Raw genomic sequence first — 21798 nt, forward strand, 5'->3', positions numbered from 1 at the left:
GACCCGCCCCCACGGCTGCATAGCTGTAGGGGCGGGTTCCTTTTTTATTAAGTCTTATCTTGTTACGTTATCCTTGGTTTTTGATGTTCTCGTCCACCACTTTTATCTTTTCTTTTACAAGTTCGATGTCTGCTTTCAGCTTTTCCACCTTGCGGTTGATTTCTGTCAGCAGACTGTTTCCCTTCTTGGAAGAAGTGGTTAGGAAGCCGAGATTGTTTTCATATGTCTGGAGCTCGTTCTTCATATTGTCGAAGGCACGTACCAGTTTCTCACGTTCCCGGTAAAGGGCTTGTGGACTACCTTCTTGAATGGAGCTGATAGTCGACTTGAAGTTGCTTAGCTTCTTGTTGGAGGCGCTGATGTTGAAGCGTTCAAACAATTTGTCTACCTGGCTGTGGTATTGCTTATAGATTCGGTCTTTCTCTTTGAAAGGTACATGTCCTATGCCGTTCCACTCTTTCATGAGGTCGCGTACCAGTTGGGTAGCTTCCTCCGTATCCATTTGGTCATCGATAGCATTCAGTTTCTCGATGATGGCTTTTTTCTTTTCCAGATTTTCTTGCTCTACGCTGCGCTGTGAAGAAGTGGCTTTGTTCTTTTGTTCGAAGAAGTAGTCACAAGCGGAGATGAAACGTTTCCATACGGCATCCGAATATTTCTTTGCTACTGGGCCGATGGTTTTCCATTCTTTCTGAAGTTTGGTCAGTTCATCGGCGGTTGCTTTCCAGTCGGTACTGTCCTTCAGAGCTTCTGCTTTTTCGCACAAGGCACGCTTCTTTTCCAAGTTTTCGTTCATACCTTCCTTCAGGCTCTTGAAGAACTCTCCCTTTTTACGGAAGAACTCGTCGCACGCTTTGCGGAAACGTTCGAAAATCTTCACGTTCATTTTTTGCGGAGCGAAACCGATGGTTTTCCATTTGTTTTGAAGTGCGATGACTTCTTGCGTCTTGCTCTCCCAAGAAGCAAAGTTTGTCAGTTCTTTGTAGTCAATGGCTTCTATGATTTCGCAAATTACAGTCTTTTGGTCAAGATTGTGTTGTTCCACTTCCTTCAATGCTTCGAAATGTTGCTGGTGACGTCGGTTTACGGTTGTAGAGGCTGCTTTGAAACGTGCCCAGATTTCGTCGCGTAGTTCCTTGGCTACCGGCCCTGTATCACGAAATTCTTGATGTAGCTTCTGTAACTGATGGAAAGCTGAAACTACATCCGCTTCATCCGCCAGCTTTTCGGCAGCTTCACAGAGATGTGTCTTGATTTCCAAATTCTTCTTGAAATCGTATTCGCGGAATTCATTGTTCAGTTTCAGAAGGTCATAGAATTTCTCAACATACAATTGGTAGTTTTTCCAAAGCTCGTTGACCTTAGCTTGCGGAACGAGTTTAACTTCGTTCCATTGCTGCTGTAGTTTCTTGAACTCCGTATAGCTCTTGTTGGCGTCATCTGGAGATTCAACCAGCTCCTTCAGCTCTTCGATGATGGAAAGCTTTACCTGCAGGTTCATTTCCTTTTGCTTCTCCAATTCGGCTGTGAGTGCACTTCTTTTTTCTTTGATGACGGACATGATATTCTTGAACTCTTCCTCCACACAGTCTGTTTGTGGAACAAAGTTCTCCGCGGCGCCTCCGTTTTCAATGAACAGTTTTCTGGCCGCATCCTGCTCAGCATTGTGCAGCTTGTAGAAAGATTGCTTCAAACCGTCTATTTCAGGTTTTGCCACGTTCTCCACGTCTGCAACCACCTCTTTGAGTTTGGCAAGTATTTCCTCTTTCGTGAGCTTCTGAACTGGCTCTACCGGCTTTTCCGAAACGATTTCTTCAGCGGGAGTTTCTGTTGTTGCCGGTTCAGAAACCTCTGCTGCCTTCTTTTCTTCTTCTAATTCCACCGGCTTTTCGGGGAGATTAGTGTCATGAGTGTCCGTCATTGTATTTACTTTTTTAGAAACGGGTTCCTCCCGTTCGGGTTACATTAGGCTACAAATTAATGAAATAAAATGATTACTTCATACAATTTGCCTTGATTTTTTTCTATTTTCTTGTTTTTATGACAGTAAGACAGTGATACCCATGTACAGCATCATGCCTATAATGTCATTGGTAATGGAGATAAACGGGCCGGTGGCAATGGCCGGGTCAACCTTCAGTTTCTCTAAAGTCATGGGGACTAGCGTTCCGAAGATGGAGGCGAACATGACGACTGCAAAGAGGCTGATGGAGACGGAATAAGTGACCGTAGCCGTAGCTCCGAACCGGATAAAATTATAGATGTATACCAGCAGGGAGATGATGGTGGCATTGATGACCGCCACTACTGCTTCCTTGGCTACCTGCTTGAAGGTGTCTTTGGCATCCAGTGAGCTGTTGGCAAGGCCTTGCACGATGATGGCAGACGACTGGGTTCCCACGTTTCCCCCCGTACCACCAATCAACGGAATATAAAGGGCCATTTCCGGATGGGCGGCGAAAGTCGTGTCGAAGTTACCCAATATCATGGAGTTGCCTATACCGCCTAACATACCGATAAGTAACCATGGAAGGCGAGCAGAAGTTTGGCGCATGACATTATCGTCCGTTTCTACATCTTGGGACAAACCGGATGCCAGCTGGTAATCACGTTCCGACTGTTCGCGGACTTCGTCCATAACGTCGTCTACGGTAATCTGGCCTACCAGACGCCCGATACTGTCTACAACAGGAGCTGCCACCAAGTCATACTTTTCGATGATTTGTACCACTTCGTCAATGGGGGTATCTACATGGACGGAGATAGGATCTTTCCGCATCACATGCTTTACCTTGGAGACAGAAGGGGAAGTTATCATTTTCTTCAATGGGAATACCCCTTGCAGACGGTCTTCGTCGTCGATGACGTATACGTAGTAAATTTCATCCAGCTTTTCAGCTTGCAGGCGCATTTCCTTCAGGCACTCCGGCATACTCCAGTTTTCATTGACAGTCACCATTTCCGTACCCATCAAACCACCGGCAGTGTCTTCATCATATTTCAGCAGGTCAACGATGTCACCGGCTTGTTCTATATCTTCGATGTGCGAAAGTACTTCCTCCTGCTTGTCTTCATCAAGTTCGCGCATCAGGTCTACGGCATCGTCCGTGTCCATATAATCCACGAAACGCTTGGCAATGGTCTCCGAAGGAAGAAGTTCCAGGAATTCTTTCCGGATGTCTTCGTCCATTTCAACCAGTACGTCCGCTGCCGTTTCGTTGTCAAGGAGGCGGTAAACGAAGCGGGCTTCCTCCAAGCCGAGGTCATTACACAGTTCTGCAATATCCGCCGGGTGAAGGTCTGTCAAAAGTGTTTTGACGTTTTCCGCGTCTTTCTGTTCTATCAGGCTTTTGACTTTGTCTATGTATTCTTCGTCTATTTCCATGATTGTTCGTGTTTGATCACTAATCATTAATCGTTTTCAATGCCTGCTCCACTTGGTTGGTCAGCTGAATAAATTCCTTTACGGACAGTTGTTCCGGGCGTTTATTAAATAATACGTCCTCCGTCAGTGGACAGTCTTTGCCGAGTATCGGCTTTATGGAGTTCCGTAGAGTCTTGCGTCGTTGATTGAACGTGGTTTTCACTACTTGCTTGAACAATTTCTCATCGCATCCTAAATCGTGCGTTTCATTGCGCATCATGCGGATGACGGCACTTTTAACTTTTGGGGGTGGGTTGAAGACATGTTCGTGTACCGTAAACAAGTACTCCACTTTGTACCATGCTTGTATCAGTACGCTTAGGATTCCGTATGTCTTGCTGCCCGGTCCGGCTGCTATGCGCTCGGCTACTTCCTTTTGTATCATACCCGTACAGCAGGGAATCAGGTCCTTATATTCCAGCATTTTGAAGAATATCTGGCTGGAGATATTATAAGGATAGTTTCCCGTCAATACAAAAGCTTGTCCGCCAAACAACCGTTGCAGGTTCATTTTGAGGAAGTCGTCCTCAATGATGTTGTCTTCCAGTTGCGGATAGGCTTCCCGTAGGTAGGCCACTGACTCGTAGTCCAGTTCTACTACTTTGACGTTGCGCTCTTTGGGCAGAAGAAACTGGGTCAGTACTCCCATTCCCGGACCAACTTCGAGGATGGGAATTTCGGGACAGACATCTACCGTGTCGGCGATGTCTTGTGCCACTTTCAGGTCTTTCAGGAAGTGCTGCCCGAGAAACTTTTTAGGTTTAACTACTCTCATGTATCAACTAAATCATTACTTTTGCTCCGTAAATGCAGGCTGTAATGCGAACTACAACCTATCTTTACACGGAGCAAAGGTAGTTCTTTTCAATGAAGAATGAAGAATGAAGAATGAAGAATTTGGGAATATCGTATGAATAAGCTGCTAAAAAAGACATTGAAAATCATCTTACCCATTTTATTAGGTGGTTTTATCCTCTATTGGGTATATCGTGATTTTGACTTTTCAAAGGCAGAAGAAGTTCTCCTTCATCAGACGAACTGGTGGTGGATGTTGTTGTCCTTGTTCTTCGGTGTGATGAGCCATGTGTTACGAGGCTGGCGTTGGAAGCAGACTTTGGAGCCACTGGATGCTCATCCCAAAACAAGCGATTGCGTCGATGCCATTTTCGTATCTTATGCCACCAATCTGGTACTGCCCCGTGTGGGAGAGGTTTCACGTTGTGGAGTACTTGCCAAATATGATAATGTTTCCTTTGCGAAGTCCTTGGGGACGGTGGTGACAGAGCGGTTGGTAGATACGCTTTGCATTCTGCTGATTACGGGGATTACTTTTTTGGTGCAGATGCCCGTTTTTTTCCGTTTTTTCGAGGAGACGGGCACCAAGATTCCTTCGCTGGTGCATCTTGTGACTTCCCCTTGGTTTTATGTGGCTTTTTTTTCTATTATTGGTGTTTTGGTACTTCTCTATTTTCTGTTGCGTATGCTTTCTTTTTTTGAAAAGGTAAAGGGAGTAGTCTTGAATATATGGGAAGGTGTGATGTCGCTTAAGAATGTGAAGAATGTGCCTTTGTTTGTTCTTTACACTTTACTTATTTGGCTATGCTATTTCTATCATTTCTATATAACTTTCTATTGCTTCCAGTTTACGGAGCACCTTAGTTTCCTTGCCGGGCTGGTGATGTTTGTCGGCGGAACGTTTGCAGTCATTGTTCCCACGCCCAACGGGGCAGGACCCTGGCACTTTGCTGTCATCACTATGATGATGCTTTATGGGGTAAATGCTACGGATGCGGGTATATTTGCTCTGATAGTGCATGGCATACAGACGTTGCTGGTGATAGTGTTAGGCATCTACGGGTCGTTACACCTGGCATTGGCGAATAGGGCAAAGAAATAGACGTTTCTTGTGGTGGGTTCCTATATTGTCACTTCTTGTGTTAGAGGACAGAGACAGTACTTATAGAGAGTACTCCTTTAAAAGTACTGTAATACTTCTTTGCAAGTACTTCAGTACTTCCTTATAAGTACTGAAGCCTAAAGGTTGTTGGAAGATTGGTTTCTTTAAACGATATTGTTGCTTGGATATAGAAGTGGGAGAAATTCCTAAATATGGTAGCTATATTAGGTGCAGATGTTCTATCGCAATATGTGAAGATGTAAAAGCCATGTTTAAGATAGCTGATGATTTAGTACTTTAGAAAAATCCCGGTTTATTGTACTTTCCGAGAATAAACCGTTATATTTGCGAAAACTAACTTTTTAGAATTATGAGTACAATCTTACAGTTAGCTCCACAGAATGTATGGAAGCACTTTTATTCACTGACCCAGATTCCCCGTCCGTCAGGACATATGGAGAAGATTACCAAATTCCTTATTGATTTTGGAAAAGGCTTGGGGTTGGAATCATTTGTCGACGAGGTCGGCAATGTTATTATTCGTAAGCCTGCCACTCCGGGTATGGAAAACCGCAAAGGCATCATCCTTCAGGCGCATATGGACATGGTGCCTCAGAAGAACAACGATACTATTCACGATTTTACAACAGATCCCATTGAAACCTATGTTGACGGTGATTGGGTGAAAGCCAAAGGTACCACGCTGGGAGCAGATAATGGTTTGGGAGTAGCTGCCATTATGGCGGTGCTCGAAGATAATAACTTGAAGCATGGCCCATTGGAAGCCCTGATTACCAAGGATGAAGAAACGGGAATGTATGGTGCATTCGGTTTGAAACCCGGAACTATGCAAGGGGAAATTCTGCTGAACCTTGACTCTGAGGACGAAGGCGAACTCTATATCGGCTGTGCCGGTGGTCTTGATATTACTGCTACTTTGGAATATAAGGAGGAGACGCCTATGGCCGATTTCGTTGCCCGTAAGATTACGCTGAAAGGTTTGCGTGGCGGTCACTCCGGTTTGGAAATCAATGAAGGGCGCGGTAATGCCAATAAATTGCTGGCACGCATCGTACATGATTTGCTGATTGAGTTTGACTCCCAGCTGGCAAGTTTTGAAGGTGGTAATATGCGTAATGCTATCCCCCGCGAAGCACATGCGGTATTGGTGTTCAATCCTGAGGATATGGACGGTTTGGAAGATTATATGAAGGAATACGAGGCACAACTGAATGACGAATATGCTCCGATTGAAAGTGGTATTACCCTGAGTATAGAAGAGGTAACTCTACCCACTGCCGTTGTTCCTTCAGAAATTCAGGATAATATGATTAACGTGTTGATGGCTTGCCAGAATGGTGTGATGCGTATGATTCCTACTGTTCCCGATACTGTAGAAACCTCCTCTAATTTGGCTATCGTAATCATTGCAGATGGTAAGGCCGAAGTTCGTATTTTGGCGCGTAGTTCTTGCGATACGATGAAGGATTTCCTGGCAGACAGCCTGACAGCTTGTTTCGCTATGGCAGGTATGAAGGTGGAGTTGAGTGGTGGCTATTCCGGATGGCAACCCAATGTGGATTCTCCCATACTGCATGCCATGAAGCTGTCCTATAAGCAGCAGTTTGGTGTGGAACCTGCCGTGAAGGTTATTCACGCAGGTCTGGAATGCGGTATTATTGGTGCCAATTGTCCAGGACTCGATATGATTTCTTTCGGTCCCACTTTGCGTTCTCCGCATTCACCGGACGAGCGTGCGTTAATTCCTACTGTTTCCAAGTTCTATGATTTCTTGGTGGCTACATTGGAGCAGACTCCTGAAAAGTAGAGAATACTTTATGTAATGAATAGGGGCAGGGTGCTTTATTAAGTATCCTGCCTTTTTTGTCTGTGACAGTTTGTCCTCTTTCTGCCAGAATGTCCCAGACTTATTACAATGGTATGTCAATATCCTTGCACTTTCTCCCTAAAAATTGACCTAAGTCAAGAAATATGTTATAAAACATGTTTTCTATCCGTTTTTTGCTTGTTATCTTGAACAAAGGCTCTATTTTTGTGTTGTAAAACATGAAAACAATAGAAAACTAGTAGATTTTTTAAGGATAACAAGATTGATTTTAGGAGGATAACAAAATGAAAATGTTAAAGAGTTTTTTTAAGCATGTCGGCGAAGCCGATAAGAACATTTGGGGTTACGTAATGCTTTAAGCATTCCCCCCCTTTCGTGAAGTATTGAATTTTAGTTTTCAGGTATTAGTTTAATTTTTTAAGATTATGAAAAAGAAGATTGCAAATTCATTTAAGCACATTCTTACCGCAGCTGGTAAGAATTGGATGGAGGCAATGAGATATTATAGCCTCCAAATGTGAGTACACTAACATTTAAGTATAGCACAAGGGATATGTTTGCAAACATATCCCTTGTTTTTTTGTAGGAGTAGAATAAGATTTTTTATGTCCAAAAGTACATTTGTTTGAACTTTATTCACTTCCTTTGTTATTAATACAAAGACTAACAAACGAATAATTATGAGAGTAATTCAAAGAATTTGTAGCATATTGTTACTGCTGGTTACATTTGGGGCTTCGGCATTGTATGCGCAGACGTACGATAAGTTGTGGAAGCAGGTGGAGCAGGCTCAAAAGAAAAGCCTGCCTCAAACAGTGATAAAACTGGCTGATGAAATCTATCGGAAAGGTCGGCAAGAGCAGAATGCTCCGCAAATGTTGAAAGCCTACATTTGTAGGGAGACTTATCAAGAGGGGCTGACTCCGGACAGCCTTTACTCCAGTCTGAAATATATGGAATCTTGGGCACAATCGGAGAGGAATCCGGTGAACAAGGCTATTCTACACTCTTTGTTGGCATATGAATATGCTGACTTGATGCGGAAGAATCGCCGTGTCTTGCTGTCACGTACTTTACTGACTGTTGACGAGGTTCCAGCAGATATCCGTGAGTGGAGTATCAGCCAGTTTGTGGATAAAATAGATAGGTGTAACCGTGCATCCTTGCAGGATTCCATCCGCTTGCTCAATACATCTGCAGAACAATATGTGCCTTTTGTGGTGTTGGAAGACGGTAGCCGGTTCTATGGGCACGATATGTACCATCTATTGGTGAGCCGTGCTGTTGATGCTTATCGGCAGCTGGATGGTTTCAGCGTGGATTCTTTGGTACAGACCCGTATCGAAAGGATTTATCTGGATATGATGAATGCTTATCGCCATCGTGCCGGTTCGGAAGATGCTATGTTGCTCTGTTCTCTTGATTATTGGAACTGGAAGTTGACCGGTGGTATCAGCCAGCAGCCTTATCCTACTTTCCGAATGCGTCAGGAAAAGGCTAATCGGGAATATCTTGAGGTTTTGAATAAATTGATAAAGGAATACGGTTCACGAGAGGTTTGTGCCGAGGTTTACATTCATAAAGCCAACCACCTGCGCCGTTTGGAACCGAAACGCGCTGATGAGGCTCTAAAAGTCTGTGAAGAAGGCTTGAAGCGCTATCCTGCGTATAAGCGTATCAATGAGTTGAAAAATATCCGTGAACAGATTTTACAGCCTGAACTCATTCTGACTATGAATGAAAGCGGTTATCCCGGCGATTCGGTGAATATGAGGCTGCATTATCGTAATGTCGAGGGCTTCACTCTCAACTTATATACCACTACTTTAAGTGAAGTACCTTGGATGGACCATGGTATAAATAAAGATACTTATAGAAAGTATGCCCGGAAGTTTTCTTCCACGCATTTTGGCTTAAAGCCGTTGCCAGGCAAGGATAAATTGCCTGAAGATGTCCCTTATCTTGCCTCGGACACTGTATTTAAGTTCATGATTCCTCGGGAAACGGGAGTCTATATTCTTCAAATAGTACCTGATACTGAAACGGCCCGTACAGATGATAAATTTCTGGTATCTACCCGCTTCAAGGTGCTGACATTGGATTTGGGTGACAACCGTATGGAAGTGGCTACATTGGATGCCCGTAGTGGACAGCCGATTGCTGGTGCCAAGGTGAGTTTCTACTCTTTTTATGATGAGAAGAATAGAAAAGCGATGGCAGAGGTACTGACTGATGCCGGGGGGAAAGCTGTATTACCCTGGCAGAGTGAAATCCGAAGTTATGTGGCGCGTAAAGGCAGAGACACAGCCATGATGCCGCAGAACGTTTATATGAATCATCCTTATTACGGTATTAAGGATACAGATTGGAGGCAGATGGCATTGCTGACAGACCGTTCGCTTTATCGTCCCGGGCAGACCGTTCATGTAAAAGGGATAGCTTACAAGCAGAATAGTGATAGCGCCCAGGTACTACAAGGAGTTGATTATGAGCTTGTCTTGTTGGATGCCAACCGCAAGGAACTTGCCACCAGGAAGGGGCGGACCAATGATTTCGGCTCTTTTGCTACGGAGTTTGTACTTCCGGCAGCTTGCCTGAATGGCATGTTCAGCATACGAACCAAAGAGCCTCAATCTACCGTCACTTTTAGGGTAGAGGAGTACAAGCGACCTACGTTCGAGATTGCCTTCACTCCGGTTTCGGAAGCTTATCGGCTGGGTGACAAGGTTGTGTTGAAAGGAAATGTCAAGGCCTTCAATGGCATGATGGTGCAGGATGTGCCATTGGCATATACGGTGACTCGCCGGAATCCGAGACCTGGTTATTGGAGCAATGCTGATAAACCATTATTGTCTGACACCATACAATTGGATACCAACGGGGATTTTTCCATACCCTTGACTTTGGAAGCTCCGGCTGTAGATACAGACGGGTATGGGAGTGTGTATACTTATCATGTGGAGGCGGTGGTGACGGATGAGGCCGGTGAAACGCAATCCGCTTCGTATAACTTGTTGGCAGGTCCTAAGGCTTATTCCTTTGATATTCGCTTGCCTCAATATGTTTGTAAGGAAGACAGTATGCTTTTCACTTTTGGAGTGAATAATGTAATGAATATTCCTCAGCACATTGAAGGTTCCTATTGCCTTTATCCATTTGCAGAACAAAATGGGGCAAGGAATATTGCAGGTTCTGAACCTTTGGATGATGTTGTATTGGAGGGTACCTTCACAGCCAATCGGCTCCAGGATTTTTCGGCTTGGAACAAGCTTCCTTCAGGTAACTATCGCTTGAAACTTTCTGTACGTGATAGTTTGGGACGTGAAGAGAATAACGGGGCATATGGCAGTGACAGTTTCATGCTCTTTTCAAAGAGTGACAAGCGTCCGGCTGCGTTTACAGATTTCTTTTATTATAAAGAAAATGAGGAATTTGATGTACAGTACCCTGCCGCTTTTCTTTTGGGGACTTCTTATCGGGATGCATATGTGCTGATGGATGTCTTTTGTGACAGAAAACGCATTGAAAGCCGTGTGTTGCAGTTGAATGATACTATTATTCGTATGGAATTCCCTTATAAGGAAGCATATGGCAAGGGAATCACCATTCTTTTCAGTTTTGTGAAAGCTGGAGAGATGTACAGTCATCAGGTTGAACTGAAGAAGCGGGAGCCGGAACGTGCTCTCGACATGAAATGGGAAGTGTTCCGTGACCGTTTGCGTCCCGGACAGGAAGAAGAGTGGAAGCTCGTCATAAAGACGCCTCAAGGTATGCCTGCTGCGGCTGAGATGTTGGCTACGATGTACGACGCTTCACTGGATAAGATTTATAAGAGTAACCAGATACTACGGGTTTTCTATCCGGATAATCTGTATGGGGCATTCCGTGGTGCGAGCCGTTATAATAGCAATTACTTCTCCGTTTGTTTCCCGTTGAAGGCTTGGAGGGTTCCGGTGTGGTCGTTTGACTACTTCTGTTCTCCTTATATGGATGGGAGGATGCGGATAGTGATGGTAGAAGACAATGCGCTTTTGGAAGAAGTAAGTGTTGTGGGGTATGGGACTACCCGGAATAGCTCTTTGACCGGTAATCTTAGAATACGTGGTGCCAACCAGCCGATGTTTGCTGCCAAAGAAGACTCCGGGAATGCTGTTGAAGTGAAATATGTTCCTGCACAAGTAGCGGAAGACGCGGTGGAAGATGTTGTTTTTGAATCGGAAACGATACCGGTTGGCGAGGCCTTGCAACCTATTGAGGGGCTTCGCACCAACTTTGCCGAAACAGCCTTTTTTTATCCTCAACTTCGTACAAACGAACAAGGGGAGCTTGCGTTTTCTTTTACGATGCCGCAGAGCTTGACTTGTTGGAATTTCCGTGGTTACTCACATACTAAGGATATGCTGACTGGGATGTTGGATGCTTCCGTTGTAACTGCCAAGGAGTTTATGCTGACTCCGAATATGCCTCGGTTTGTCCGCGTTGGAGATAAAACGCAGATAGCCGGAACAATAGCCAATCTGACGGGTAAAGCGGTGAAAGGAACAGCAGTATTCACACTGTTCGACCCTATGACGGAGAAAGTTATTGCTACTCAACGTCAGAAATTCTTGGTAGAAGCAGGAAGAAATACTGCTGTCAACTTCCATTTCGAAGTGTCCGACCGCTATGATTTGCTTGGTATTCGTATGGTTGCCGATGGAGGTACGTTTAGCGATGGCGAGCAGCATCTGTTGCCCGTATTAAGTAATAAGGAGTATATTACAGAAACGCTTGCTATGCCTATCCGTGGCGAGGAAACCCGTACGTTCTCATTAGACAGCCTTTTCAACCGTAATAGCCGTACAGCGACAGACCGTCGTCTGACTGTAGAATTTACCGGGAATCCGGCTTGGTATGCTGTACAAGCGTTGCCGGCATTGAGCCTGCCTGCCAATGATAATGCCATTTCTTGGGCTACAGCTTGGTATGCCAATAGTCTGGCAGGCTTCATTGCCAACAGCCAGCCCCGCATTAAGACTGTATTTGACAGTTGGAAGGCTGCCGGTGGCACGAAAGAAACCTTCCTCAGCCAGTTGGAGAAGAATCAGGATGTGAAGAATATCCTGCTCAGCGAGTCTCCGTGGGTACTGGAAGCTACTACTGAAGCCGAACAGCAGGCACGTATTGCCACGTTGTTTGATATCAACCAACTGAATAACCGCAATCTTTCCGCTTTTACCAAATTGAAAGAATTGCAGGGTGAAGACGGTGGATGGAGCTGGTATAAGGGAATGTCCGGTAGCCGCTATATAACTGGCTATATTACAGAATTACTTGTTCGTCTTCCTCTGCTGACGAAAAATGGACTGTCTGAAGAAGTTGCCGCCATGCGGCAGAAAGCTTTCGGCTATTTGAATCGGCAGGCTTTGGAAGAGTATCGCAATATCCGTAAAGCCGAAAAAAATGGCACCAGAATTACTGCCAACTCCGAATCGGCAATGACATATCTATATCTGATAGCCCTTAGCGGCGAACAAGTGCCGGCAGACAATCAAGCGGCTTACCGCTATTTCCTATCAAAAGTAGGTGCCAATCTTAAAGATGGAACCATGAGCAGCAAGGCGCAGTCTGCCATCATCCTGAAAGCAGTAGGGCGTACAGCCGAGGCGAATGAATTCATCGCTTCCCTCAAGGAACATCTGGTACAGACGGATGAACTGGGTGCATACTTTGCTTTCCAAGCAAATCCGTATAACTGGGGTATGCTGCCCATCCCTGCCCATGTGGAAGTAATGGAAGCCCTGCGTATGGCAGGTGGCAACGATGCTTTGGTGGAGGAAATGAAACTCTGGCTGCTGAAACAGAAGCAGACTACCAGTTGGAATTCTCCGGTTGCAACGGCTGATGCTGTTTATGCATTGCTTTGTCAAGGTACTAATCTGCTGGAAAGTCGGGGAGACGTACGTATCACGTTAGGTAACAAAGTTTTGGAAACATTGTCGCCTACAAAGACCATAATCCCGGGTTTGGGTTATGTCAAGGAAACCTTCGCTCAAGGAAGTCCGGAGCTGAAAGCTAAAACCGTCACCGTAGAGAAACGGGATGCAGGCATTGCCTGGGGAGCTGTTTATGCCCAGTATCTGTCACCCATATCTGATGTAAAGCAGCAGGGGGGTGAATTGAATGTAGAGAAGAAACTTTATGTAGAGCGTATATCGGCCGGTGGTAGCAAGTCCTTGCAACCGGTTACGGAAGGGACCGTATTATCCGTCGGTGATAAAATAGTGGCCCGTTTGACTATCCGCTTGGACCGTACTATGGATTTTGTTCAGTTGAAAGACCAGCGGGGTGCCTGCTTTGAACCTATAGGCTCGCTTTCCGGTTATCGTTGGAGTAATGGCCTCGGTTATTATGCAGAAGTGGAAGATGCCGCAACCAATTTCTTCTTCGACCATTTGGGCAAAGGCGTTTATGTCTTAGAGCACAGTTATCGCATAGCCCGTGGCGGAACATACGAAACGGGGCTGGCCACGATACAGTGTGCGTATGCTCCGGAGTATGCTTCGCATTCGGCGGGAGGGATAATTGTAATAAAGTAACAATAGAGTATGGAGCGGAGCGCAATTTGTACAAATTGCGCTCCGCTATTTTAGGTACTCTCGCTAAAAACACCTATTTTTGTCCGACTAATATTGAATGAGAGTGGCAGAATTAGGAAATCTTGATATTAAGAAAAATAGATGAAGCGGATATTGATAACTTTATATGTGCTTGCAAGTGTGGTATTGACTGCTGTAGCGCAAGCTCGTTTTACCTCGAATACAGAGATGTACAGTTTCGGCCAGATAGAATGGAAGCATCCCGTGACTGTGCAATATACCATCACCAATACGGGTGACCAGCCTTTAGTGCTTACAGAAGTAGAGCCGGATTGCGCCTGCTCTGTGGCCCAGTGGACAAAAACGCCTATTGCTCCGGGGGCAAAAGGAACAGTAAATGTGACTTTTGACGCCAAGGCATTGGGACATTTCCAGAAATCCGTGGCTATTTACAGCAATGCGCAACCCAATCTGGTCTATTTGAAGTTCAATGGTGAAGTAGTACAGGAAATCAAGGACTTTACCAAGACGCATCCCTATCTTATCGGTCAGATACGTATTGACAAGAACAGCCTTGACTTCCCCGATATTCAGCATGGTGAGCAGCCGGTGATTCATATCGGCGTGGTCAATCTTTCCGACCGTCCTTATGAACCGGTACTGATGCATCTGCCCCCTTATTTGCAGACAAAAGTAGAACCTAACGTGCTGCAAAAGGGAGAAAAAGGAGTGATTACACTTACATTGAATTCGGAAAGACTGACTGACCTCGGACTGACTCAAGCGTCGGTCTATCTTTCTCGCTTCTCCGGTGACAAGGTGGGCGATGAAAACGAAATTCCCGTTTCTGCCATTCTTTTACCGGATTTCTCCGGAATGACGGAAGTGGAGAAGGCAAATGCTCCTGTCATCAGCCTTTCTACCAAAGAAGTTGATATGAGTGCGATATTGGCCAAGAAGTCAAAAGCACGTCAAGATATTACCATTACCAATACCGGGCGTTCTCCTTTACAGATAAACAAGCTCCAGGTATTCCACCCGGCAGTGGGAGTTAACCTCAAGAAGAGTGTATTGCAACCCGGTGAAAGCACTCGCCTGCGGGTAACGGTAGTGAAGAAGAATATAGGCAAGAAGCGCCGTCATCTGCGTCTGCTGATGATTACCAATGACCCGATGCAGCCGAAAGTTGAAATCAACATTAAAGCAAAACAATAAGAAGTCGTAAAGTCCTTCATAACTCATAACTTATAACTCACAAATAGCCATGGAACATCCCGAAAATAATGAAGCATATAAAGGCTTGGTTGTCAATGCAGGCATTGAGCAACCTTCATCGGTCAATCCTTACTTGAAGAACCGTCCCAGGCGGAAGAAACGCGAGCTTTCCGTATCAGACTATGTGGAGGGTATAGTGAAAGGTGATGTTACGGTACTCAGCCAGGCTGTAACACTGGTGGAAAGTGTGAAACCGGAGCACCAGGCTGTGGCGCAGGAGGTGATAGAGAAGTGTTTGCCCTATTCGGGCAACTCCGTCCGTGTGGGTATCAGTGGTGTGCCCGGTGCCGGTAAAAGTACCTCTATTGATGTATTTGGCTTGCATGTACTGGAGGAACACGGCGGCAAGTTGGCCGTTCTTGCCATTGACCCGAGCAGTGAACGCAGCAAAGGCAGTATTCTCGGTGATAAGACGCGTATGGAGAAGCTCTCCGTTCATCCCAAGTCCTTTATACGTCCCAGTCCCTCTGCCGGTTCGCTGGGTGGCGTGGCACGCAAGACGCGTGAAACGATTGTGCTTTGTGAGGCTGCCGGTTTCGACAAGATATTTGTAGAGACGGTAGGGGTGGGGCAGAGTGAGACTGCCGTACATTCTATGGTAGACTTCTTCCTGCTGATACAGCTGGCGGGTACGGGCGATGAGTTGCAAGGCATCAAACGCGGCATCATGGAAATGGCCGATGGCATTGTTATTAATAAGGCTGATGGCGACAATCTGGAGCGGGCCAGACTGGCAGCAACGCAGTTCCGTAATGCGCTGCACCTCTTCCCGGCTCCGGAGAGCGGTTGGACACCCCAAGTGCTGACTTATTCCGGTTTCTATAATCTTGGTGTAAAAGAAGTGTGGGATATGGTCTATAAATACATTGACTTTGTGAAAGATAACGGCTATTTTGAATACCGCCGCAATGAGCAAAGCAAATACTGGATGTACGAGACCATTAACGAACAGCTGCGCGACAGCTTCTACCACAATCCGCAGATTGAAGCGATGCTGACTGGCAAGGAAAAACAAGTGCTACAGGGCAACTTGACTTCTTTTGTGGCTGCCAAGAACTTGCTGGACACCTATTTTGCAGAACTGAAGAAATAGGGGCATATCCCTTTCTCTATATCGATGACTAAGGAAAACAACATGGAAGTGGCGCGGCGGTTTACCCGCCGCCTTCATGAACTCCCTTCTGAGGAGCTGGAGCTCATTGCCGGTTTGTTTGTACGCCGTGAGGTGCACAAAGGAGAACTGTTGATTAGTGAAAAAGATATAGCCAGGGATATTGTTTTTGTAGAGAAAGGACTGCTTCGCCAGTTCTATTTCAAAGAAGGCCGGGACATTACAGAGAACTTTGCCTGCGACGGTGACGGCGCTATGTGTATCGTCAGCCTTTTCACCGGACGCCGTAATTGCCTTCAGCTGGAATCCTTGGAGGAAGGCGTCATCTGGAGCATTTCGTATGCAGGACTGGTCGAACTCTCTGAGCGTTATCTGCATATAGCCCGTCTGCTTCGCCATTTATTGGAGGGGTCTTTAATGCTTTCCCAATATAAAGCAGACTCTTGGCGTTTCGAAACCTCACGCGAGCGGTATGCGCGCTTCGTCAGGGATTATCCGGAGATAGCCCGGCGTGCCTCAGTCAACCACATAGCATCTTATCTGTTAATGACTCCCGAGTCTCTGAGCCGGGTACGTGCCGGAGTACTGTGACGGTGGAACGGCTGTTTTATACGGCTTTCCCTTCTTTCTCGAAATCCTTGCGTGACTTGCTTTGTGTCACGATGTACACTCCCAGGAATACCAAGGCTATGGCTATTCCCTTTTCCAAATTGAACACTCCCAATCCTAAGATGATGGCAACGGTTGAGGCCACGATGGGCTGCATGTAGTTGTACATGCTCACCACAGTGGGGCGCAACAGCCTCTGCGCACTCATTATGAAGATATAGGCAAGGAAGCTTCCTCCCACAACCACATATCCCGCTTGCAGCAGGGCGGCTGTAGATATTTCGCTCCACTGTATGGCAGCCACGTCGTGGTAAGAGAACGGGATGTAGCACATGGAGGCATAGACAAACATCCATTTGTTCAGGGTGATGGGAGAGTATTTTTGCGACAACCCCTTGAATACGGTCAGATAAATGGAGAAGCTGATTTGGGCGAGCAGGCAGAGAAGGTCTCCGATGAGGCTGCCATTGCCGGCACCGGTGGTCTGGCTGCTCATGATGAGTATAAATGCTCCCATAGCCCCTACAAAGATGCCCAGCACTTTCTTGTTGGTGACCGGTTCTTTCAGATAGATTGCAGCCACTATCATGGTGACGATAGGCAGCGTGGTTGTAACGATGGAGGCGTCTATGGGCGAAGTCATGGAGAGTCCGAAGATATAGACACCCTGATTGAATACCAGTGCGAAGAGTGCGGCGAAGAATATCTTCAGCATGTCCCGGTGGTCCACCTGTTCGCGTTTGCAGAATAAGGAGAGGAGCCAGAAGCAGGCGGCTGCGCCTACCATGCGGAATGTGGTTACTGACAATGCGGAAAACTCTACCAGAGCTGACTTGCCTATAGGTGCCATCAAGCCCCATAAGATATTTGCGGTAAGGGCGAACAGATGCCCTTGAATGTTCTTGTTCATACTCTTTTGTTCTTTGCGGGTGCAAAAGAACAACTATTTTCTGAAAAGAGAAAATCTTTCATTATATGATTTTTCTGGTTCATGGGCGTAGAAATAAGAGATTATCGTGTATATTTGCTTCTAATTAAAGCAAGAAACCATGGAAGTACAAGCCAATTACATCAAGCGTATCGAAATACACGGATTGTGGCATCGGTACGATATTGCCTGGGACCTGCGTCCTGACGTCAATATACTTTCCGGCATCAACGGAGTGGGGAAAACCACTATCCTGAACCGTTCGGTCAACTATCTGGAACAGACATCGGGTGAAGTGAAGAGTGACGAGAAGAACGGCGTACACGTCTACTTCGACAATTCTGCAGCCACCTTTATCCCCTATGATGTAATCCGCAGCTACGACCGTCCCCTTATCATGGGCGACTTTACGGCACGCATGGCCGATGCCAACGTGAAGTCGGAACTGGACTGGCAGCTCTATCTGCTCCAGCGCCGTTATCTGGACTATCAGGTGAACATCGGCAACAAGATGATAGAACTGCTCAGCGGTGATGAAGAGCAGCGTAGCCTGGCTCCCTCCCTTTCCCTCCCCAAGCGGAAGTTCCAGGATATGATTGACGAGCTTTTCAGCTATACCCATAAGACGATAGACCGCAAAAGCAACGACATCGTTTTCTATCAGAACGGTGAACGCCTGCTGCCCTACAAACTGTCTTCGGGCGAGAAGCAGATGCTGGTCATCCTGCTGACCGTGCTGGTGCGTGACGATGACCACTGCGTACTCTTCATGGACGAGCCGGAAGCCTCCCTGCACATCGAATGGCAGCAGAAGCTTATCGGCATGATACGCAATCTGAATCCCAATGTGCAGCTTATCCTCACCACCCATTCGCCCGCAGTCATCATGGAAGGCTGGCTGGATGCCGTCACCGAAGTCAGCGAAATCTCATCCCTAATCCCTAATCCTTAATTCCTACCCAAGTGCCCACTTCCCTAAGACATAACCTTACTTCCGCCTATCTGGATGCCGCCCGCAAGTTGTCCCCCAAGAGAGCACGCAGGCGCATAGTGGCGTATGTGGAAAGCTATGACGACATCGCTTTCTGGCGGACGCTGCTGTCTGAGTTCGAGAATGAGGAACGTTATTTTCAAGTGATGCTTCCCTCGGCCACCTCCCTGGCAAAGGGCAAGAAGATGGTGCTGATGAATACGTTGAACACATCGGAACTGGGGCGCAGCCTGATAGCGTGTGTAGACAGCGACTACGACTTCCTGCTGCAAGGTGCCACCAAGGTGTCGCATAGGATAAACAAGAGTCCCTATATCTTCCAGACTTACGGTTATGCCATCGAGAACTTCCACTGCTTTGCCGACAGTCTGCATGAAGTCTGTGTGCAGGCGACGTTGAACGACCGGCATATCCTGGACTTCCCCGCTTTCCTGAAGCGTTATTCGCAGATTGCCTATCCGCTGTTTCTGTGGAATGTCTGGTTCTACCGCCAGCACGACACGCATACCTTCCCGATGTACGACTTCAACGCCTGCGTGCGCCTGCAGGAGATAAACCTGCGTCATCCTTACCGTAGTCTGGACGAGATGCAAAAGACGGTGTCGGCAAAGCTGTCCGAACTGCAAGCCCGTTTCCCCCGCTACATCGACCGGGTGGAGCAGCTGGGCACGGAGTTGGAACGTTTGGGACTGACTCCGGACAATACCTATCTTTATATCCAAGGACACCATATCATGGATTGTGTAGTGCTGAAAATCCTTATCCCGGTATGTACGGTGCTGCGTCGTGAACGCGAGCAGGAGATAAAGCGCCTGGCAGAGCATAACGAACAGTTCCGCAACGAACTGACGGGGTATGAGAACAGTCAGGTCAATGTATCCGTGATGCTGAAAAAAAACAGCGGCTACAAGAACCTTTATCTTTATCAGTGGTTGAAAGAAGACATTATGGAGTTCCTCGAGCGGGAGGAACAGTCGCGTAGATAAGATTGCCGTTATGATAAACATACGATTATGGAGATATTGAAGAAGATAGACGACCTTTTAATCGGGTGGGGCATATCCCCTTCCCGGGCTGATATGCTCGACCAATTCATTGCCTTCGCACTGATACTTGCCGTTGCTTTCCTGGCGGATGCCCTATGCCGGAAAATCCTGCTGAAGGTAGTGGCACAACTGGTGAAGAAGACCAAGGCTACGTGGGACGACATCGTATTCGACCGTAAAGTGATGGTGCACCTCAGCCGCATGGTGGCTCCCGTTATCATCTATCTGTTTGTTCCATTGGCATTTGTCGAAGTCGGTTCATCGGCAATGGATTTCATCCGGCGTATCTGCCTTATTTACATCATCATTACTTTCCTGAGTTTCGTTAACTCGTTCCTGAAGGCTGTTTACAGTGTATACAGTGAGAAGGAGCAATTTCGTGACCGCCCTTTAAAGGGGATGTTGCAAACCATGCAAGTCATCCTATGGCTGGTGGGCGGCATTGTGGTCGTGGGCGAACTGATAGGCCGCGACCCGCTTTCGCTGCTTGCCGGATTGGGTGCTTCGGCAGCCATCCTGATGCTGGTATTCAAGGATTCCATTATGGGCTTTGTCTCCGGTGTGCAGCTTTCGGCCAACGACATGCTGAAGGTGGGCGACTGGATTGAGATGCCCAAGTACGGTGCCAACGGTACGGTGATAGAGGTAACGTTGAACACCGTAAAAGTGCGCAACTGGGACAATACCATTACCACCATCCCTCCTTACCTGCTTGTCAGCGACTCCTTCCAGAACTGGCGCGGCATGCGCGAGAGCGGTGGGCGGCGAGTGAAGCGCAGTATCAATATCGACATGACCAGCGTCCGTTTCTGCACCCCGGAGATGCTGGCAAAATATCGCAAGATACAGCTACTGAAAGATTATGTGGAGCAGACGGAGGAAGTGATTGAAAAGTACAATGTGGAAAACGGCATCGATAACTCCATCCTCGTCAACGGACGCCGCCAGACCAATCTGGGTGTGTTCCGGGCGTATCTGACGGCTTATTTGAAAAGTCTTCCTGACGTAAATCAGGAACTGACCTGCATGGTGCGCCAACTCCAGCCTACCGACCGCGGTATCCCGATAGAACTTTATTTCTTCTGTGCGCTGAAGGATTGGGTGCCCTATGAAGGGGTGCAGGCGGATGTATTCGACCATGTGCTGGCAATCATCCCCGAATTCGATTTGCAGGTATTCCAGTCTCCGTCCGGCAGAGATTTCCAGCGGGTACTGCCTGCTGCTTCCGAAGAAAAAGGAGCTTGATTCCGACCATCAAAAAGGCCTATATCTATTGTATTTCTCATAGGGAGTCATTACCTTTGAACCCTATACTGAAAGGTCAGAACATCCCCATCTTTTCTCCCAAAACATCCCCATGTTTTGGGGTATTACATCCGGGTGTTTTGGGTGAAAACATCCCCATGTTTTGGGGCAATACATCCGGGTGTTTTAGGTATTCAGTCATATAGTGAAAGGTATTCGGTCACGGAGTCTTTACCGTAAGGTATAGGCTTTGTGTATGCAAGTTGTAGGTGTGCCTCGCGTCGGGCGGGAATATCTTTCGTTTTTTACGAACCTAATTATAAAGAAAGATTGGTATGTCAATGAATTATGTGGTCCGCAAGAAGGTGGACAAGAGTGGAGACAAGGAAGTGGTGCGCTACTACGCGGCGTCAAAAGTGCTTCAGCCGGAACCGGTGAGCAATGACGAACTGGCCAAGAGGCTGGCTTTTGTCAGCTCCCTGCAGGTGGGCGATGCCCAGTCCGTGCTGGTGCAACTGCCGGATATTATAGCGGACTATCTGGCCAGTGGACGCACGGTGAACATCAAGGGACTTGGAAACTTTTTTCCCTCCATCACCAGCGAACCGGTGGAACGGATAGAGGACTGTACGGCAGATAAAGTGCGCATTTCGCGTATCTGCTTCAGGGCGGCAGGCAGTTTCATGCAGCGCGTTTGCCGTCATCTGGACTTGTTCAGCTTTCAGGTTCAGGAATTGAAGAAGGAGCTGAAGAAGAAGTAAACGGTACTTTTAGTTTCTTTTTTGAAACAGCGCGTACCCCTTGAAGCCGGAAGGCATTCGAGGGGCACGCTGTTGAAGAAGTTG

The 21798-nt window shown here is 46.8% G+C and carries 14 protein-coding genes; 10 read left to right on the forward strand and 4 right to left on the reverse strand.

Annotation, left to right across the window (positions count from 1 at the left end; translation table 11 throughout):
• Window positions 1-67: 67 nt before the first annotated feature.
• The 3 genes from DXD78_RS01050 to rsmA form a co-directional block, all read right to left on the reverse strand.
• Window positions 68-1921 carry a DUF349 domain-containing protein gene (locus tag DXD78_RS01050; protein WP_009037170.1) on the reverse strand — a complete coding sequence of 618 codons (1854 nt, stop codon included), beginning with the start codon at window positions 1919-1921 and terminating at the stop codon, window positions 68-70.
• 117 nt (window positions 1922-2038) lie between these two features.
• Window positions 2039-3385, reverse strand: a complete 1347-nt coding sequence (gene mgtE, locus DXD78_RS01055; protein WP_005824027.1) for a magnesium transporter — start codon at window positions 3383-3385, stop codon at window positions 2039-2041.
• Between the two features lie 19 nt (window positions 3386-3404).
• Window positions 3405-4199, reverse strand: a complete 795-nt coding sequence (rsmA, locus tag DXD78_RS01060) for a 16S rRNA (adenine(1518)-N(6)/adenine(1519)-N(6))-dimethyltransferase RsmA (RefSeq protein ID WP_009037169.1) — start codon at window positions 4197-4199, stop codon at window positions 3405-3407.
• A gap of 135 nt (window positions 4200-4334) precedes the next feature.
• Between rsmA and DXD78_RS01065 the strand changes: the two genes are divergently transcribed.
• From DXD78_RS01065 to DXD78_RS01090, 6 genes are all read left to right on the forward strand, one after another.
• A complete protein-coding gene (locus tag DXD78_RS01065) occupies window positions 4335-5321 on the forward strand; it encodes a lysylphosphatidylglycerol synthase transmembrane domain-containing protein (RefSeq protein ID WP_009037168.1) in 987 nt (328 codons plus the stop codon).
• Window positions 5322-5691: 370 nt separating this feature from the next.
• Window positions 5692-7149, forward strand: a complete 1458-nt coding sequence (locus tag DXD78_RS01070) for an aminoacyl-histidine dipeptidase (protein WP_009037167.1) — start codon at window positions 5692-5694, stop codon at window positions 7147-7149.
• 701 nt (window positions 7150-7850) lie between these two features.
• Entirely contained in the window at window positions 7851-13748 is a 5898-nt protein-coding gene (locus DXD78_RS01075) for an alpha-2-macroglobulin family protein (protein WP_034528856.1), read from the forward strand.
• A gap of 141 nt (window positions 13749-13889) precedes the next feature.
• Window positions 13890-14963 carry a DUF1573 domain-containing protein gene (locus DXD78_RS01080; RefSeq protein WP_005835194.1) on the forward strand — a complete coding sequence of 358 codons (1074 nt, stop codon included), beginning with the start codon at window positions 13890-13892 and terminating at the stop codon, window positions 14961-14963.
• Window positions 14964-15012: 49 nt separating this feature from the next.
• The gene (meaB, locus tag DXD78_RS01085; protein WP_005824008.1) at window positions 15013-16116 is read left to right on the forward strand and encodes a methylmalonyl Co-A mutase-associated GTPase MeaB; all 1104 of its coding nucleotides are present in this window, start codon (window positions 15013-15015) and stop codon (window positions 16114-16116) included.
• Between the two features lie 24 nt (window positions 16117-16140).
• Window positions 16141-16725 carry a Crp/Fnr family transcriptional regulator gene (locus DXD78_RS01090; protein WP_005824006.1) on the forward strand — a complete coding sequence of 195 codons (585 nt, stop codon included), beginning with the start codon at window positions 16141-16143 and terminating at the stop codon, window positions 16723-16725.
• A 16-nt stretch (window positions 16726-16741) separates the two neighbouring features.
• Here DXD78_RS01090 and DXD78_RS01095 read toward each other — a convergent pair whose 3' ends face one another.
• Window positions 16742-17653 (reverse strand): DMT family transporter, encoded by a 912-nt coding sequence (locus DXD78_RS01095; protein ID WP_009037165.1) that lies wholly within the window; start codon window positions 17651-17653, stop codon window positions 16742-16744.
• Between the two features lie 139 nt (window positions 17654-17792).
• Between DXD78_RS01095 and DXD78_RS01100 the strand changes: the two genes are divergently transcribed.
• The 4 genes from DXD78_RS01100 to DXD78_RS01120 all read left to right on the forward strand — a co-directional run bounded on the left by DXD78_RS01100 (window position 17793) and on the right by DXD78_RS01120 (window position 21714).
• On the forward strand, window positions 17793-18623 hold the full coding sequence (locus tag DXD78_RS01100) for an AAA family ATPase (protein ID WP_009037164.1): 831 nt from the start codon (window positions 17793-17795) through the stop codon (window positions 18621-18623).
• Window positions 18624-18634: 11 nt separating this feature from the next.
• Entirely contained in the window at window positions 18635-19648 is a 1014-nt protein-coding gene (locus DXD78_RS01105) for a DUF4435 domain-containing protein (RefSeq protein ID WP_009037163.1), read from the forward strand.
• 27 nt (window positions 19649-19675) lie between these two features.
• Window positions 19676-20953 (forward strand): mechanosensitive ion channel family protein, encoded by a 1278-nt coding sequence (locus tag DXD78_RS01110; RefSeq protein ID WP_009037162.1) that lies wholly within the window; start codon window positions 19676-19678, stop codon window positions 20951-20953.
• Window positions 20954-21288: 335 nt separating this feature from the next.
• Window positions 21289-21714, forward strand: a complete 426-nt coding sequence (locus DXD78_RS01120; protein ID WP_005835201.1) for a hypothetical protein — start codon at window positions 21289-21291, stop codon at window positions 21712-21714.
• Window positions 21715-21798: the final 84 nt, after the last annotated feature.

Origin of the sequence: Bacteroides sp. D20 (genome assembly GCF_003436255.1) — a bacterium.
Classification (GTDB): Bacteria; Bacteroidota; Bacteroidia; order Bacteroidales; family Bacteroidaceae; genus Bacteroides; species Bacteroides uniformis.

Excerpts from the sequence above, each read along its gene's own strand:
- DXD78_RS01095 (WP_009037165.1), bottom strand. The coding sequence starts at position 17,653 with ATGAACAAGAACATTCAAGGGCATCTGTTCGCCCTTACCGCAAATATC.
- meaB (WP_005824008.1), top strand. The coding sequence starts at position 15,013 with ATGGAACATCCCGAAAATAATGAAGCATATAAAGGCTTGGTTGTCAAT.
- DXD78_RS01110 (WP_009037162.1), top strand. The coding sequence starts at position 19,676 with ATGGAGATATTGAAGAAGATAGACGACCTTTTAATCGGGTGGGGCATA.
- DXD78_RS01065 (WP_009037168.1), top strand. The coding sequence starts at position 4,335 with ATGAATAAGCTGCTAAAAAAGACATTGAAAATCATCTTACCCATTTTA.
- DXD78_RS01120 (WP_005835201.1), top strand. The coding sequence starts at position 21,289 with ATGTCAATGAATTATGTGGTCCGCAAGAAGGTGGACAAGAGTGGAGAC.
- DXD78_RS01050 (WP_009037170.1), bottom strand. The coding sequence starts at position 1,921 with ATGACGGACACTCATGACACTAATCTCCCCGAAAAGCCGGTGGAATTA.
- DXD78_RS01100 (WP_009037164.1), top strand. The coding sequence starts at position 17,793 with ATGGAAGTACAAGCCAATTACATCAAGCGTATCGAAATACACGGATTG.
- DXD78_RS01080 (WP_005835194.1), top strand. The coding sequence starts at position 13,890 with ATGAAGCGGATATTGATAACTTTATATGTGCTTGCAAGTGTGGTATTG.
- rsmA (WP_009037169.1), bottom strand. The coding sequence starts at position 4,199 with ATGAGAGTAGTTAAACCTAAAAAGTTTCTCGGGCAGCACTTCCTGAAA.
- DXD78_RS01075 (WP_034528856.1), top strand. The coding sequence starts at position 7,851 with ATGAGAGTAATTCAAAGAATTTGTAGCATATTGTTACTGCTGGTTACA.
- mgtE (WP_005824027.1), bottom strand. The coding sequence starts at position 3,385 with ATGGAAATAGACGAAGAATACATAGACAAAGTCAAAAGCCTGATAGAA.
- DXD78_RS01070 (WP_009037167.1), top strand. The coding sequence starts at position 5,692 with ATGAGTACAATCTTACAGTTAGCTCCACAGAATGTATGGAAGCACTTT.
- DXD78_RS01090 (WP_005824006.1), top strand. The coding sequence starts at position 16,141 with ATGACTAAGGAAAACAACATGGAAGTGGCGCGGCGGTTTACCCGCCGC.